This is a genomic window from Butyrivibrio sp. NC2007 (genome assembly GCF_000421405.1).
Taxonomy (GTDB): Bacteria; Bacillota; Clostridia; order Lachnospirales; family Lachnospiraceae; genus Butyrivibrio.
Window position 1 is genome coordinate 58,599 of record NZ_ATWY01000008.1, and the last position, 14,964, is coordinate 73,562.

The window sequence follows — 14,964 nt, forward strand, 5'->3', positions numbered from 1 at the left end:
GAAATCAATAAAAACGGTACACTAAAATTTTATGATTAAATATGCGTAGATGCAAGAAAATATTAAAACCGGAACGCAGTTTAACCACTGCATTCCGGTTTGCCTAAACTCACGAATTACCTGATATTCAGTTAAGATGCCAGATATCTCTGTTATATTCGTTAATTGTTCTGTCAGATGAGAAGTATCCGGCCTTGGCGATATTGGTGAGCATCATCTTCTTCCACTTATCGCGGTTCTCATAATCTGCAAAGATCTCATCCTTCTTGGCGATGTAGCTCTCAAGGTCGAGAAGTGTCATGAACCAGTCCTTGTTGAGGAGCTCATCGTGGAGTCTCTTTAAGTTCTCCTTGTGACCTACCTTAAGGGCCTCTTTGCTTGTGATGAAGTCTACAGCCTGTTTTACTACCTTGCTCTTCTTGTAGTAATCCTTGGAAACATAGTCAGCCTTCTTGTAGTGCTCGATTACTTCGTCTGCACTTGCGCCGAAGATATAGATGTTATCATCACCTACAAGCTCGTGAATCTCTACGTTAGCGCCGTCATCTGTTCCGAGAGTTACAGCACCGTTAAGCATGAACTTCATGTTACCTGTTCCTGATGCCTCCTTGGAAGCAAGGGAAATCTGTTCTGATACATCGCAAGCAGGTATAAGTTTCTCTGCGTAGCTTACGTTGTAGTTCTCAACCATGACAACCTTCATGTACTTGTTAACATCAGGATCGTTGTTAATGATCTCCTGAAGAACAAGGATCAAGTGAATAATGTCTCTTGCAATAACATACGCAGGAGCTGCCTTTGCACCGAAGATAAAGGTTATAGGTCTTGCAGGCTTCTTGCCACCCTTGATCTCAAGGTACTTATGAATGATGTAAAGAGCATTCATCTGCTGTCTCTTGTACTCGTGGAGTCTCTTTACCTGAATATCAAAGATAGAATCAGGATCAACCTCTACTCCCTCGTGCTCCTTAAGGTAAGCTGCAAGCTCTTTCTTCTTGCCCATCTTGATCTCTTCAAGCTTATCAAGAACTTCTGCATCATCGATATGATCAAGGAGCTTCTCAAGCTTGTTTGCGTCCTTCTTAAAGCCATCGCCTATGGTCTGTGAAAGGAAGTCAGCCAGAGGATGGTTGCAGGAAAGGAGCCATCTTCTGAAGGTGATACCATTGGTCTTATTGTTGAACTTCTCAGGATAGATCTTGTAGAACTCATGAAGCTCAGAGTTCTTAAGAATATCGGTGTGGATAGCTGCTACACCGTTGATTGAGAAGCCGTAGTGGATATCGATGAAGGCCATGTGTACTCTCTTGTCCTTGTCGATGATCTGGATCTTAGGTCTTCTCTTATATTTCTCGCGGATTCTCTTATCAAGCTCCTTGATATAAGGTACAAGCTGAGGAACAACCTTCTCAAGATACTCAAGAGGCCATGTCTCAAGAGCCTCAGCAAGGATTGTGTGGTTTGTATAAGCGCAGGTCTTACTTACCACATTGATGGCTTCGTCCATTGAGAATGCCTTCTCCTCTACAAGGATCCTGATGAGCTCAGGAATGATCATTGTAGGGTGAGTGTCGTTGATCTGGATCACTGCGTGGTTATGAAGCTCGTGAAGGTCATACTGGCGCTCCTTCTGCTCTCTTAAGATGAGCTGAGCTGCGTTTGATACAAGGAAATACTCCTGGTAGATACGAAGAAGATTTCCGCTCTCGTCTGAATCATCGGGATACAGGAAAAGAGTAAGGTTCTTGTCAGTCTTGGTCTTGTCGAAGTCGATACCCTTCTTGACAAGGCTCTCATCGATTGTCTCAATATCGAAGAGACGAAGCTTGTTAACTCCTGTGTCATAGCCGACAACGTTCATGTTGTAGAGGCGTGATGTTACCTTCTCTTTGCCAAAAGACACTTCGAATGTAGTGTCGGTCTTCTCAAGCCAGGACTGATCCTCGATCCAGTCGTTCTTCTCTGCGTACTGAAGGTGATCCTTGAACACCTGCTTAAAGAGTCCGAAGTGATAATTAAGTCCGATTCCCTCACCTGCTAGGCCGAGAGTCGCAATTGAATCAAGGAAGCAAGCTGCAAGTCTTCCAAGTCCGCCGTTACCAAGAGATGGCTCAGGCTCGCACTCCTCAATAGCAGCAAGGTTCTTGCCGTTCTTCTCAAGGATCTCCTTAACCCTGTCATAAACTCTTAAATTGATAAGGTTGTTGGAAAGAAGCTTACCGATAAGGAACTCCATTGAAATGTAGTAAACCTTCTTCTCTCCGTTAGAAACCTCTGCCACATCCATAAGGCGTGTTGTCATCTCGAGAAGTACATAGTAGGTCTCCTGATTGGAAAGCTCTTTAAGTTTTTTGCCGAACTTCTCATCGGCGATCTCCTCAAGCTGTCCCTCCAGGTTAGTAACAAGTACATCCCTTTGCATATTTGTGTGCTTAGCCATTGCGTATCTCCTCTCATTGCTAATCCATTGTGATACTATTTTAAATATTACTCTGGAAAACGTTTTCTCGAATTCATGTTCTTAGATTACCACAGGAAAACGTTTTCCGCAAGTATTATTTAAACCAATCTTATACAGCGCCCAGCTGCATACGATAGTACTTCTCGTAGAGCCCTCCCTGCTTGATGAGCTCTTTGTGCTTACCTCTTTCCTTTATTCCGTCGCCATCGAGAACAATGATCTCATCGGCTCCAAGGATGGTAGAAAGCCTGTGGGCGATGGTAATTGTGGTTCTTCCCACAGATAGTTTCTCAAGACTTTCCTGAATATATCTCTCGCTCTCATTATCAAGAGCACTGGTTGCCTCATCAAGGATCAGTATCGGCGGGTTCTTAAGGAAAACTCTGGCTATGGCGATCCTTTGTTTCTGACCTCCTGAAAGCCTTGCTCCCCTCTCGCCCACCTCGGTGTCAAAGCCATTAGGAAGAGTTTCGATAAAGTCCAGAAGATCGGCATTCTTTGCCGCCTCAACTATTTCTTCCATGGTCGCGTTCTCTTTTCCGTAGGCAATATTCTCTTTTACCGTACCATTGAAAAGATATACATCCTGCTGAACGATACCGATGTAGGACCTAAGTGACTTCTGGGTGACATCTCGTATGTCGGTGCCGTCGATCTTAACACTTCCGCCGGTAACCTCATAAAACCTTGGAAGGAGCGAGCACAGCGTTGTCTTTCCTCCGCCGGATGGGCCAACGATGGCCACATTTTTTCCGGCATCCACATGCAGGTCTATGTGGTTAAGCACGGTCTCCTCTTTCTCATAGGAAAAAGACACATCGCAGTAGTCGATAACTCCCGTGACGTCCGAAAGCTCTTTTGCATCAGGTTTATCAACTATTGTGGGCATGGTATCCATTACCTCGCAGAATCTCTCAAAGCCGGCCATACCCTTCTGAAGCTGCTCCGTAAATTCTACAAGAACGTTTACCGGATTTATGAAAATGTTGATGTAGAGGGCGTAGATTGCAAGGTCCTCGCCGGTCATGCTGCCCTTGGCGATAAAGAATCCGCCGGCCACCAGTACCGTTACAAACATCAGTCCCTCAAAGAAATTGTTGCCGGAGAAAAACAGCGCCATCTGCCTGTAGTTGGCCTTCTTTGAATCAAGGAATGCCAAGTTGGATTTGTCAAATTTCTTTTTCTCAATATCCTCACCCGTAAAGGACTTAACGACTCTTATGCCTCCAAGGGTGTCCTGAAGTGATGAATTTATTCCCGCTATCTTCTTGCGGTTGTCGGAAAATGTCGCTCTCATGCGCTTGTTCTGACTTACGGCAAATACGGCCATGCAGACCACAACAAAAACAAGGCACAGAGTCATGGGCACATTTATGCGCATCAGCAGGATAAATGAACCGATTATCTTGATTATGGAGATGAAGATGTTCTCCGGACCATGGTGCGCAAGCTCCGAGATATCGAAGAGGTCGGAAACCAGTTTACTCATCATCTCGCCGGTGTTGTGCGTGTCATAGTAGGAAAAAGAGAAAGCCTCAAACCTCTCAAAAAGCTCGCCTCTCATGCCAGACTCAATCCTGGCACCCATCATGTGTCCCTGATAAGTTACATAGTACCTGCACAGGAGCCTGACAACGTACATGGCAATAAGGAGAAATGCTATGAGTCCGAGCCTGCTTAGTATCACGCTGCTCTCTTCAAGGAAAAGAGTGCTCCGCAGGATCCTGAGGAACTGCGGAAAAGTCAGGTCTATGACAGATAAAATGGATGCACACAAAAGATCCATTAAAAACACGCCGATGTATGGCTTATAATAAGGGATGAATTTCTTTATCAGCTTCATTTAATTATGTCCTCATATTTCATTCTTTCCAGAGTATGTGGAAGAATAACTTCTCTTCCGGTCTCGCCCTGCATTAGGCGATTAAGTTCATCCAGGGCTTCTTCTGAAATCTTTACAAAGTCCTGTTTGACCGTATTCATCTGTTTCCCCACATACCCCATAAGTATTATGCCGTCAAATCCGCAAACAGGGCGGAATATATCCATATCGATAAGTGCCTTCATGGCGCCGATGGCCATAAGATCTGATGCGCAGACCACGCAGTGGTGGTTCTTAGCGTACTTCATTGTGATCTCGCGGGCTTTGAGCTCTGAGAATTTGCCGCTGCGTACCGTGAGCTTAAGTTTCTTTTCCGCACAGAGTTTCTTGATGCCCTCAAGTCTCTGGGCTGTAACGTAGCCGTTCTCATCTCCGGAGATGTAAAGGACCTTCTTACACTTGTTCTCGGTAATGGTCTTCTTGGCCACGTCGTACTGGGCTTGTACGTTATCAACGCTGACGCAGGAGGTGCTGTCCCCTGTCATGGGTGCGTCGATGACAACCATTTTAAAATGTTCACTCTTAATCAGCTTGTGGACCACTTTGTCCTTGGTGGTAAGACCATATACTATGATGCCCTTAATGCCCTGGGACTCAAAGTAGTTGGTGACTTCTTCCACCGTCATATCCTCGATCATGGAGGCAAAGACAGTGATGATATCCAGCTGCAGCTCTTTTGCCCTGTGCACAGCACCTGAGATATACTGCATGCTGATCTCGTCGCTGGCCTCCGTTTCAAGATTTAATTTGATGAGCAGAGCCACACGTCCCATTTTCTTGGAAGAGAGGCTGGCAGCCACAGCATTTGGCACAAAGCCGAGTCTGTCCACCACTTCCATTACTTTGCTTCTGGTGTTCTCACTGACATTCGGATAATTATTTAAGACCTTGGAGACTGTTGATATGGCAACGCCTGCCTCCTTGGCCACGTCTTTAATTGATACCATAGTATCCCCCACCTGACGGATTGTTTTTATGCAGGCTTGGAAAGCGTTTTCCAAGCATAGTTCTACTATATGGCTTCGGGGAGCTTTTGTCCATAAAATATCTATAAATTAAGGAAACTGAATATTTATGATGGTATAATTATTACTATGAAAAAGACAAAACTTATCATAATTACAATTGTATCTGCTCTGATACTCTCAGCCTGCAGCTCTACACCTGTTGCAGGGGAAATAGGTACCGAGCCGGCAGTCCAGAAACCTGCTGCCGGGGAAGCTCCTACAGGGAGTGCGGACTACGATGGCAGTGCGGCAAATGTTCGCCCGGACGACGGCAGGACAGTTGTCGGCATTTCCATGCCCGACAGACTCCTTGAGCGCTGGAATCACGACGGAACCTTTTTAAAAGAGCATTTTGAAGATAAAGGGTGCGAGGTCATATTAAAATATGCAAACAACCTGATAGATACCCAGATCAGCGACATCCGCTCCATGATAGACGGCGGAGCCGATCTTTTGGTGATAACCGCCGTTGACGGTGCTGCCCTTTCATCAATCCTGGACAAGGCCAAGTCTCAGGGCATAAAAATAATAGCCTATGACAGGCTTTTGATGAACTCGGATGCGGTTGATTATTATGTTTCCTATGATAACTACAAAGTCGGGGTTTTGCAGGCTGAATATATCATTGCAGCCCTTGGACTTAAGAATTCAAAAGATAGCAAAAATATAGAGTTTGTAACGGGAGACCCCGTAGATAATAACGCAAGGTTCTTTTACCAGGGTGCTGTTGATACTCTGCTGCCCTACATAGAAAACGGTAAACTATCGGTGCCTTCCAACCAGCAGGGGTTCTATGAAACCTCTACAGCTCAGTGGTCCACAGATATTGCCCAGCAAAGGCTACAGATCATCTTAAACTCTTACTATCCGGAGGGTGTTAAGCTGGATGCCGTTCTTTGTGCCAACGACTCAACTGCTCTAGGCGCCACCAGAGCTCTTGAATCCGATTATGTCGGTACAAACAGCGTCGTAGTTACCGGTCAGGATGCCGATGTTGCAAACATTTACAGTATTATCGAGGGAAAACAGAGCATGACAGTATTCAAAGCCCTCAGGGATGAATCGGTTGTGGCCGTTGCCCTGGGTCTTTCCATACTTGCAGATGAAGAGCCCGATGGAAAATTGGTAATGTCCTCAGGCTGGGATTTTGACTGTTCCTATAACACCACGGATTATGACAACGGAAGTAAGGTCGTTACTTCATTCCTGCTAAGCCCCATTACCATCACAAAAGATAACCTTGAAGATGAACTTTTTGATACCGGGTACTATGCACGAAATGCCTCAGGTCTAATTTACGCTGTTGAATAAAGTATAGCCGTTTCGACCTTTCTCTTTTGTCACATAAAGAGCTTTATCAGCGCATTCCATAAGCGTTCCGGAATCCTTGGTATCCAGCGGATACATTGCACATCCGATACTTACGGTCAGCTCAAGATCGCCCTTCGAAGTTTTGAAGGGCGTTTTTGTTGCCTTTAATATGTCCTCGCAGATCTTCCCTGCTCTGTCGTGGCTGGGATCTTTGAATAGTCCGCAGAATTCGTCTCCGCCGAGCCTTGCAAAAGTCAGATTCCTGTCTGCAAGTTTCTTTAGTCTCTGACCAACTCCCACAATTACCTCATCGCCTACATTATGCCCGTAGGTGTCGTTGATGTTCTTAAAGTGGTCAACGTCCAGCATGATAAGACCATAGGATTCCGACTGGCTTATTGCCTGGTTCATATCTTCAATGATCTTCATCCTATTAGGCATCTTCGTCAGGAAGTCTGTCCTTAGCATCTTCTTTCTGCGATTGTTGGTTGAATAGAGAATTGTGATAATGACTATGAGCAGCAGTGCTATGACAATTGCAAGATTACTGATTATCTTGTTGTCGCGGTAGAACTTGGCAAAGTTCCATCTCTCGTTTATTATCACAGACCCTGCCGGCAACTGAGAGTTTTTCAGGCCAAACCTATCCATGGCCTTCTGTTCAAAGAATGTGGCAGTTATGGTATTTGACTGCAGAGGTATGTTATCTGCAGATTCACCTCTAAGTATGCTGGCAGCCGCCTCTCCTGCTGTTCTGCCCGCCTCATAGAAGGAATAGGAAATTCCGCCAAGAACCCCATGTCCGATGTCCGCAGACGCAAGCCTGAAGATAGGAACACTGGGTGCTGTTTCACTGATGAAATCAGCAGCGTTTTTAAGGGAATAGCTCTTTCTCTCACCGTCCATAGAAAAGTCCAAAAACAGGATAATGTCTTTTGCCCCAAGATCATGAAAGACATCTTCAAGACCGTTTGCCGTGTAGTAAGAAGTGTTCACGATATTGTACTCAAGCTCGGGGTGATTCTCGCTAAACTTCATGAACTCCACATAATCGCCCTGTCCGGCAACGGAGGAATCCACTACAACTACAAGATGATCTCTCTCCGGGAAAAGAGCTTTCATAAGGGCATAGTTTCCCTCAAAATCCGGACTCTCGGCGATTCCGGTGGAATTCTTCATTGCAGCGGCTGTGACAGCCTCGGTTTTGTTGTTGATTCCCATGAATACGATCGGAAGATCAGGGAACATGACGTTTCTGTTATTGATGGCATATCTGAGAGCAAGATCATCTGCCACAACCACAAGGTCAAAGTTACGCGCCGAAAAAACCTTATACTTAAGGTATTTGTCGAAGTTCATAATATCTACGGCTCCGTAATACACATCGGAGTCCATGAATTCGTAGGTGATCTCTGCATTGATGCCTTCAAGTCCCTTCTCAAAACCATTGAGCTGGTCGGGAACTGTGGCGTTAGAATAGCTGTAAGAGGAAATAAAGAGAATTCGAAATTGACGCTCGAAATTATCCTGCGCACAGGATGTCTGCGCGCAGGATAAAGCAAGAATCAGAATTAAAAATGAGGTTATTAAATACCTTATTATCTGTGTCGTTTTTCTCATTTTTTGGTGTAATTATCTGGCTACAACTTTTGTTCCCTTGTGCCTTACGATTGCACTGTTTCCGCCGTTCTTGATGGTCTCTTTTACAAATGCGTTCATGATATCTTTGTAAGCTGTCTTGCCATCTTTGTTATAAGCGGTTTCAAGGCTGTCAAAATCATTGCCTTCGTAAGTTATAGCCATTGCATTGTTATCTGCTGTCTTCATCAGGAAAAGTGTGTTGCCATCACTCTTTACTGTTAAGTATTCGTAGTCTTCGGAATCCAGGAAGCTCTCGATATCTTCTACTGCGCCTTCCATAGCATCAGATGCTGCATCCATATCCATGGGAACAGGGGTCTGAGGGATTTCTTCGGTATCTATGTCGATGGCTGCTGCTTCTTCTGCTGCCGGTGCTTCTTCAGGTACAGGAATTGCATCAGGCACAGGGGCTTCTTCTGGTGCAATGGCTCCTTCGTCTGGTGCTGACTCGGCTGCTGCCTGTTCTGCTGCGAGCATAGCTGCTGCTACGGGATCAAGGTCTGCTGTTTCAGGTGCAGGGATTTCATCTGCTGCAGGAATATCGGCCGGGATTTCTACCGGAGCCTCTGCTTCCGGAGTTTCGATCAGGGCATCTACTTCTGCGTTAAGGATTGCATCGAGGTTCTCTGCAGGAGTCTCTGTAGGAATTTCCTCGGCTGGCATTTCTGCCGGAATCTCAACTGCAGGAGCTGCCTCTGCTGCCATCATCGCTGCCATAACTGCATCCATCTCAGCAGGTGCTTCCTCTATAGGCGGTGTATCTGCTGCCATTGCTTCTGCAGGCATTTCTGTAGCAGGTGTTGCTGCTGCCATTGCTGCCATAACTGCGTCCATGTCGGAAGATGTGTCCTCTGTAGGAGCATCTGCCGGAAGTTCTGCAGGAGCTGTCTCTGCTGCTGCCATCGCTGCCATTATTGCATCTGCTTCTGAAGGTACTTCTTCTGCAAGTGCCTCTGCAGGAATTTCTGTAGGAGCTGCTTCTGCTGCCATCATCGCTGCCATAACTGCATCCATGTCAGATGGTGCTTCATCTGTAGGAATGTCTGCCGGTGCTTCTGCCGGGATGTCTGCAGGTGCTTCTGCTGCAGGTATATCAGCCGGCATCTCTACAGGTGCTTCAGCTTCTGCTGCGGCCATCGCTGCCATCATTGCATCCATATCTACAGACGCCTCTGCTGCAGGTGCCTCTTCTATAGGCGGTGTATCAGCTGCCATCGCTTCTGCAGGCATTTCTGCTGCAGGTGTTGCTGCTGCCATAGCAGCCATCATTGCTTCCATATCTGAAGATGTATCAACTGTAGGTGCATCTGCAGGAAGCTCAGCCGGAGCTGCTTCCGCTGCTGCCATTGCTGCCATCATTGCGTCAGCCTCTGAAGGAACTTCTTCTGCCAATGCCTCTGCAGGTATCTCTGTAGGTGCTTCTGCTGCCGCCATTGCGGCCATCATTGCTTCCATATCTGCAGGTGCTTCTTCTGCCGGTGCTTCTGCAGGTATATCTGCTGGCATTTCTACCGGTGTTTCTGCTACCGGTGCTGCTTCTGCCGCTGCCATCATTGCATCCATATCTACAGGCGCTTCTTCTGCCGGTACTGCCTCTGCCGGAGCTGCCTCTGCCGCTGCGGCTGCTTCTGCAGCAGCTGCATCAGCCATCATAGCTGCCATTACAGGATCTATATCAGCAGGAGCCTCTTCTACCGGCGCTGCTTCCGTTGCCGGGGCCTCTGCTGGCGCTGCTTCTGCTGCCGCCATTGCAGCCATCATTGCATCAACATCGGTTGCAGTCTCAGCGTTTGCCATTGCTGCCATCATTGCATCTACATCAACAGGTGCTGCAGGAGCTTCCTCTGCCGGAGCCTCCTCTGCAGGCGCCATTCCGGCATCTGCCATCGCTGCCATAGCTGCTGCCATTGCATCAGCTTCTGCTGCTTCCGCAGGACTTGGAGCATCAGCACCGCCGGCCATAATAGCATCAAGGCTAGGAATATCCTCTATTGGTGCCGGCTCAGCCGCTTTCTTACGTCCGCGCTTAGGCTTAGGCGCCTCCTCAACAGGTGCTGCCTGCGCAGCCTCATTTGCTCCCATAGCTGCCAAAAGATCATCCACATTCGCAGTCGAAAGATCCTGTCCATTAAGAATATCCTGAGTGCTCATGCCTTCCATGCTGATTCTCCTTTCATGCCAGTAAGTATATTTGAAAGTAATAATAGTCGGAATTACACACATATATTATCGCCCAAATTCGTCAGAAAACATAGTAAATTTTCTATAAATTCCGCTATTCCGTAAATTTCTTAAGATTTCCTTAATGTTGTTTACATCCGCATCTGCATTTGCTATATTGTCTTTCGGCGAATCTTTGTGTGGCACTCAGCCTCACATGCCAAATGTCCGCCTGCATTCGCAGGAACATTTCAACTTTTTTGTTAAAGGGTTATGCCTTATATAAATCATTTGTCAGAAAAGACACAAGAAAGGAAATCAACAATTGAATCACACAGAAATCTATATCGAGCGAAAGCTTGAACTGGAAGCATCCATCAAGAAACTAGAAAGCAAACTAGCTTCAATGCCAAAAGAAACGCTTGTATGCTACAAGCACAAAATTGGAGATAAAAAGTATCCACAGTTTTACAAACAAGTCATGAAAAATGGGCATCCTCAACGTCAATATCTCTCGCACAAGAATATTGCTGAAGCCAAGCTGCTTGCACGTAAGCTTTATTATTCACAACAAATAGCAGACATGAAAAATGAGCTAAGTTGCATAAATTACTATATAAAGAATCGAGTTGTCACTGACCCATCAGCACTCCTCTCATTAGGTTCACCATACCGAAAGCTATTGGTAAACAATGATCCTGTACCGGCCAATTGGGAGTATCTTCCCTATAACAAAAGTACAGACCATCCCGAGCATCTAACAGTGCCCGCGCCAAAAGGCGAATTCGTTCGTTCGAAATCAGAATCAAATATTGCACAGATCTTATATTCTCACGGCATACCATATCGTTATGAAGAAATACATGATATCTATGGTTATCCAATGGCAACAGACTTTACAGTCATGAATCCTAAGACAGGTCAGATAATTCTTTGGGAGCACTTCGGTCGCTGCGATGATCCCGGTTATCAGAGTACCGTGGATTTCAAAATGTATCGTTACATCCGCGACGGATATCTTCCAGGCGTGAATTTCATCACAACCTATGAGGACAACAAGCATCCACTGGACTTCGTCTTAGTTGAAGAAATCATTAAGAAATTCTTCCTCTGATGCTTTACCTGTCAATCCGCTAAAAGTCTCTCTTCCAGCCATAAATTAAAACTCGGAAAAGACTTTTGTGCAATTCTTTTACCTGTCAATCCGCCAAAATCTTTCTTCCCTGCCATAAATCAAGGCTTGGAAAAGGCTTTTGTGCAATTCTTTTACCTGTCAATCCGCCAGATAACTCCCTCCCAGCCATAAAATAAAGCTTGAAAAAGGCTTTTGTGCAATTCTTTTACCTGTCAATCTGCCAAAAGCCTTCCTCCCTGCCATAAAATAGAGCTTGAAAAAGACTTTTGCGCAATTCTTTTACCTGTCAAATCTGCCAAAACCCTCCTCCTTGCCATAAATCAAGGCTTGAAGAAAGCTTTTGTGCAATTCTTTTACCTGTCAATCCACCAGAACCCTCCCCCTAGCCACAAAAAGAGCCACGACTCCGGAAATCCCTAAAGATTCCCAAAGCCGTGGCTCCTATTTACCACTCGCCAGTCACAAGTCACAAGTCGTCGCAAGTATTCCGCTTACTTTTTAAAAAGGCATTCCATCCCTAAAGATACTAAGCACATCCATAATAGTCGCAACAATCCATATTATTCCGAGTATCACTCCACAAATATATATAATGCCTACCCTTTTTGCAAAATCACTCTTAGGATATATTCCCCACGTTATAACCGCCGTCAAACAACCGGCAGCCATGAACATGACAAACACTATAAATTTCCCGGAAACGCCGCCCAATAGCCCCATGATTCCAAGAGCAATAGCTATAAGGCATAACGGATTAGCCTTTTCGTTTTCCTCATCAATAGCCTGCTGGTGCATTTCAAAATCAAAGTCGATTAGGTTTTCATTATCTTGATTCATCATACTTTCTCAGGCTCCGGATATTCTACTCCAAATGTCTCAACAGTAACGCTCTTCATCTTCTGCTCGTTAACAGGCTTGTCGTTCCAGTCAGTATCGGTCTCAGCGATCTTGTTTACAACATCCATTCCCTCAATCACCTTACCGAATGCTGCGTAATCGCCATCTAAGTGAGGAGAAGTCTTGTGCATGATAAAGAACTGTGAGCCAGCTGAATCAGGCATCATGGATCTTGCCATAGAAAGCACGCCCTCGGTATGCTTAAGATCATTCTTAAATCCGTTTGATGAAAACTCACCCTTAATTCCGTATCCGGGGCCACCGATTCCGATTCCTTCAGGATCTCCGCCCTGAAGCATAAAGCCCTTGATAACTCTGTGGAAGATCAGTCCGTCATAGAACTTCTTGTTGATAAGAGAGATGAAGTTGTTAACCGTATTAGGCGCGATCTCAGGATAGAGCTCCGCCTTCATCACATCTCCGTTTTCCATTGTGATTGTAACTACTGGATTCTGTGCCATTTAATTCTGATTCTCCTTTTAATTTGCAATTATTGATACAGCGTGGTAATACTCATCACTGCCACGATCGCAGGTCACCTGAACATTCTTATCAAGAAGAAGAACAGGGCATCTCGAGAAGTTGGTGGCTGCATCGAGCTTAATCTGCATTACGCCTCCGCTTGTACTCAGGAATAATGTGTTCTCAGTTGTATCACCTGTAACCCTACCTGAAATGGTAACTCTAGCCCCTGAATCAAGTGAAACCTCAGGCGCTGCTGTTGCGCTGTTGTTCACAATCCTTGAAGCATGGTTCCAGGCATCCGACCCTCTGTAGAAATTAACGGTAACTTTCTGTCCGGGTAAAAGAACTCTTGAAGCACTTACATCTGTTGCAAGATCAAGTACTATCTGCATTGTTCCACCGGATGTATTTAAGTAAAGAAGCGAAGTAGTTGTGCCTTTCTCAACTGTTCCGCTTATACCTGATCCAGAAGCAGCAACACCTGTCGACGATCCTGATGAAGTAGAAGCTCCTGCCACATCAGAAATTGAAAGGGCATGCATATATGCATCTGACCCTCTGGCAACCACAACCTGAATTGTCTTGCCGATGATGAGGAACTTAACACCGCTTACATCTGTGCTCTCATCTATCTTGATCTGCATGGTTCCGTTATCAACCACCAGATAAAGCATCTCCTCAGTAGTTCCCTTGGCAATTGTACCCTTTACAGTCGCCTTGGTTGAATTATCTATAGCAACTTTTCCAACGGAAGAATTTCCGGTTATCTTAGATGCGTGCCAGTACCCATCACTGCCTGTATAGCAGTTAGCTGTAACTGAATTACCGGGTAAAAGAAATCTCGCATTAACTATCTCTGTGTTACCATCGAGCTTAATCTCAACCGTACCTCCACTGGTTGAGAGATAAAGCTTATCTGCTGTAGTCTTGTCAGAAACCGTTCCGGAATAGGTTGTTTCAGAGGCAACGGCTCTTGCAGGGAAACGTCCCAATCCTAAAACAACACAAGACAGCAACAAAATCACACTGAGATATATTGCATTTATCTTCTTCATAGACAATCCCCCTTCACAACATTCACACACAATATATTACCAATTTACAGCTTAATTATACATCATATTGTGGTATGTTGTGAAGTCAGAGATCACGCCTTCATAATAATCTTTTTACTCATCTGTTTCTTCAATCGCTTTGGATTATTCGTGCTCTTACCACGGGTTATTCTGTCCACCTGTGCCTGAGCCCTCGCCGTCTTCATCACCGCCGGCTCCGGAGCCGTCCTCGTCGCCGCCGATGTAGTCAGACCACTTTTCCAGATCATCCTGCTGGTCCTTCCTGTCCTCTAAGGCGTCCTTCTTGTTCTCCTCAAGCTCTTTCTGAATCCTCTTTTCCATGTCGTTTCCGCTCTTGCCACTGTTTGAAGAGTCGCCGTCATTATTCTCCTGTGGAGGGTCCTCTTGTGGCTGATCGGAGTTGTTACCACTGTCGGGGTTTTTGAGCTTCTCGATCATGGCATCGATGTCTTCTTTGAGCTGCTGGGCATCGGCATTATGTCCCTCGCCCTCGTCACTGGCGCAGCCTTTTTCCAGAAGCAGATCTCTTGCCTTGTACAGGATGAAAAGAGCTGTATCAATCTTTTCCTGTGAATCAAGGTTATAGAAATCGATGGTATTGCACAGTGACAGCGCCATATTGATTCTGATAAGGCAGTCTTTATCCTCAGGCGGATAGTTCTCCAAAGCCTTGGTGTAATAAGCAATCGCCGAATTATAATCGCCCTTTTTGTACGCTGCATTGCCCAGATTATAGTAAGGAACATAGCTCTCGGGGAAGTTCATCTTAAGGAGCTTCTCCTCGGCTTCGGTATCATATTCTTCATTGTTATAAGCCTGTACAAACAAATGATTGGTAATAAGCCTTGATCCAAGCATAATTGCAACGATAAGGATTATTATTCCAACAAGCGCGATAAAATAATACTTTAGAGGAATTCTTCTCATGA

Annotated in this window: 11 protein-coding genes; 2 read left to right on the forward strand and 9 right to left on the reverse strand. The window is 45.5% G+C overall.

The window, feature by feature from the left end; all coding sequences use genetic code 11:
* Nucleotides 1-127: 127 nt before the first annotated feature.
* From G632_RS0108020 to G632_RS0108030, 3 genes are all read right to left on the reverse strand, one after another.
* A complete protein-coding gene (locus G632_RS0108020; RefSeq protein ID WP_022768503.1) occupies nt 128-2,440 on the reverse strand; it encodes a glycogen/starch/alpha-glucan phosphorylase in 2,313 nt (770 codons plus the stop codon).
* A 130-nt stretch (nt 2,441-2,570) separates the two neighbouring features.
* Nucleotides 2,571-4,304, reverse strand: coding sequence for an ABC transporter ATP-binding protein (locus tag G632_RS0108025; RefSeq protein ID WP_022768504.1), 1,734 nt, complete (start codon nt 4,302-4,304; stop codon nt 2,571-2,573).
* On the reverse strand, nt 4,301-5,290 hold the full coding sequence (locus tag G632_RS0108030; RefSeq protein ID WP_022768505.1) for a LacI family DNA-binding transcriptional regulator: 990 nt from the start codon (nt 5,288-5,290) through the stop codon (nt 4,301-4,303). Before G632_RS0108030 ends, G632_RS0108025 begins: the two co-directional genes overlap by 4 nt.
* 147 nt (nt 5,291-5,437) lie before the next feature.
* Between G632_RS0108030 and G632_RS0108035 the strand changes: the two genes are divergently transcribed.
* Nucleotides 5,438-6,661 carry a substrate-binding domain-containing protein gene (locus tag G632_RS0108035; RefSeq protein ID WP_022768506.1) on the forward strand — a complete coding sequence of 408 codons (1,224 nt, stop codon included), beginning with the start codon at nt 5,438-5,440 and terminating at the stop codon, nt 6,659-6,661.
* Here G632_RS0108035 and G632_RS0108040 read toward each other — a convergent pair.
* Together G632_RS0108040 and G632_RS0108045 are read right to left on the reverse strand one after the other, a co-directional pair.
* A complete protein-coding gene (locus tag G632_RS0108040) occupies nt 6,641-8,281 on the reverse strand; it encodes an ABC transporter substrate binding protein (protein ID WP_022768507.1) in 1,641 nt (546 codons plus the stop codon). The two genes, G632_RS0108035 and G632_RS0108040, sit on opposite strands and share 21 nt — an antisense overlap.
* Before the next feature lie 12 nt (nt 8,282-8,293).
* On the reverse strand, nt 8,294-10,462 hold the full coding sequence (locus G632_RS0108045; RefSeq protein WP_022768508.1) for a hypothetical protein: 2,169 nt from the start codon (nt 10,460-10,462) through the stop codon (nt 8,294-8,296).
* Between the two features lie 325 nt (nt 10,463-10,787).
* On the opposite strand from G632_RS0108045, the gene G632_RS21110 reads away from it, so the two are divergent.
* A complete protein-coding gene (locus G632_RS21110; RefSeq protein ID WP_022768509.1) occupies nt 10,788-11,576 on the forward strand; it encodes a hypothetical protein in 789 nt (262 codons plus the stop codon).
* A 519-nt stretch (nt 11,577-12,095) separates the two neighbouring features.
* Here the strand turns inward: G632_RS21110 and G632_RS0108055 are convergent.
* The 4 genes from G632_RS0108055 to G632_RS0108070 all read right to left on the reverse strand — a co-directional run bounded on the left by G632_RS0108055 (nt 12,096) and on the right by G632_RS0108070 (nt 14,962).
* Nucleotides 12,096-12,437 carry a hypothetical protein gene (locus G632_RS0108055; protein ID WP_022768510.1) on the reverse strand — a complete coding sequence of 114 codons (342 nt, stop codon included), beginning with the start codon at nt 12,435-12,437 and terminating at the stop codon, nt 12,096-12,098.
* Nucleotides 12,434-12,955, reverse strand: a complete 522-nt coding sequence (locus tag G632_RS0108060; RefSeq protein ID WP_022768511.1) for a peptidylprolyl isomerase — start codon at nt 12,953-12,955, stop codon at nt 12,434-12,436. The genes G632_RS0108055 and G632_RS0108060 overlap by 4 nt, the downstream gene beginning before the upstream one ends.
* Nucleotides 12,956-12,973: 18 nt before the next feature.
* The gene (locus tag G632_RS0108065; RefSeq protein WP_022768512.1) at nt 12,974-14,014 is read right to left on the reverse strand and encodes a hypothetical protein; all 1,041 of its coding nucleotides are present in this window, start codon (nt 14,012-14,014) and stop codon (nt 12,974-12,976) included.
* Nucleotides 14,015-14,170: 156 nt separating this feature from the next.
* Entirely contained in the window at nt 14,171-14,962 is a 792-nt protein-coding gene (locus G632_RS0108070) for a tetratricopeptide repeat protein (RefSeq protein WP_022768513.1), read from the reverse strand.
* Nucleotides 14,963-14,964: the final 2 nt, after the last annotated feature.

Coding starts and splice junctions, on each gene's coding strand:
- G632_RS0108055 (WP_022768510.1), bottom strand. CDS start 12,437: ATGATGAATCAAGATAATGAAAACCTAATCGACTTTGATTTTGAAATG.
- G632_RS0108030 (WP_022768505.1), bottom strand. CDS start 5,290: ATGGTATCAATTAAAGACGTGGCCAAGGAGGCAGGCGTTGCCATATCA.
- G632_RS0108020 (WP_022768503.1), bottom strand. CDS start 2,440: ATGGCTAAGCACACAAATATGCAAAGGGATGTACTTGTTACTAACCTG.
- G632_RS0108025 (WP_022768504.1), bottom strand. CDS start 4,304: ATGAAGCTGATAAAGAAATTCATCCCTTATTATAAGCCATACATCGGC.
- G632_RS0108060 (WP_022768511.1), bottom strand. CDS start 12,955: ATGGCACAGAATCCAGTAGTTACAATCACAATGGAAAACGGAGATGTG.
- G632_RS0108070 (WP_022768513.1), bottom strand. CDS start 14,962: ATGAGAAGAATTCCTCTAAAGTATTATTTTATCGCGCTTGTTGGAATA.
- G632_RS0108035 (WP_022768506.1), top strand. CDS start 5,438: ATGAAAAAGACAAAACTTATCATAATTACAATTGTATCTGCTCTGATA.
- G632_RS0108045 (WP_022768508.1), bottom strand. CDS start 10,462: ATGGAAGGCATGAGCACTCAGGATATTCTTAATGGACAGGATCTTTCG.
- G632_RS0108040 (WP_022768507.1), bottom strand. CDS start 8,281: ATGAGAAAAACGACACAGATAATAAGGTATTTAATAACCTCATTTTTA.
- G632_RS0108065 (WP_022768512.1), bottom strand. CDS start 14,014: ATGAAGAAGATAAATGCAATATATCTCAGTGTGATTTTGTTGCTGTCT.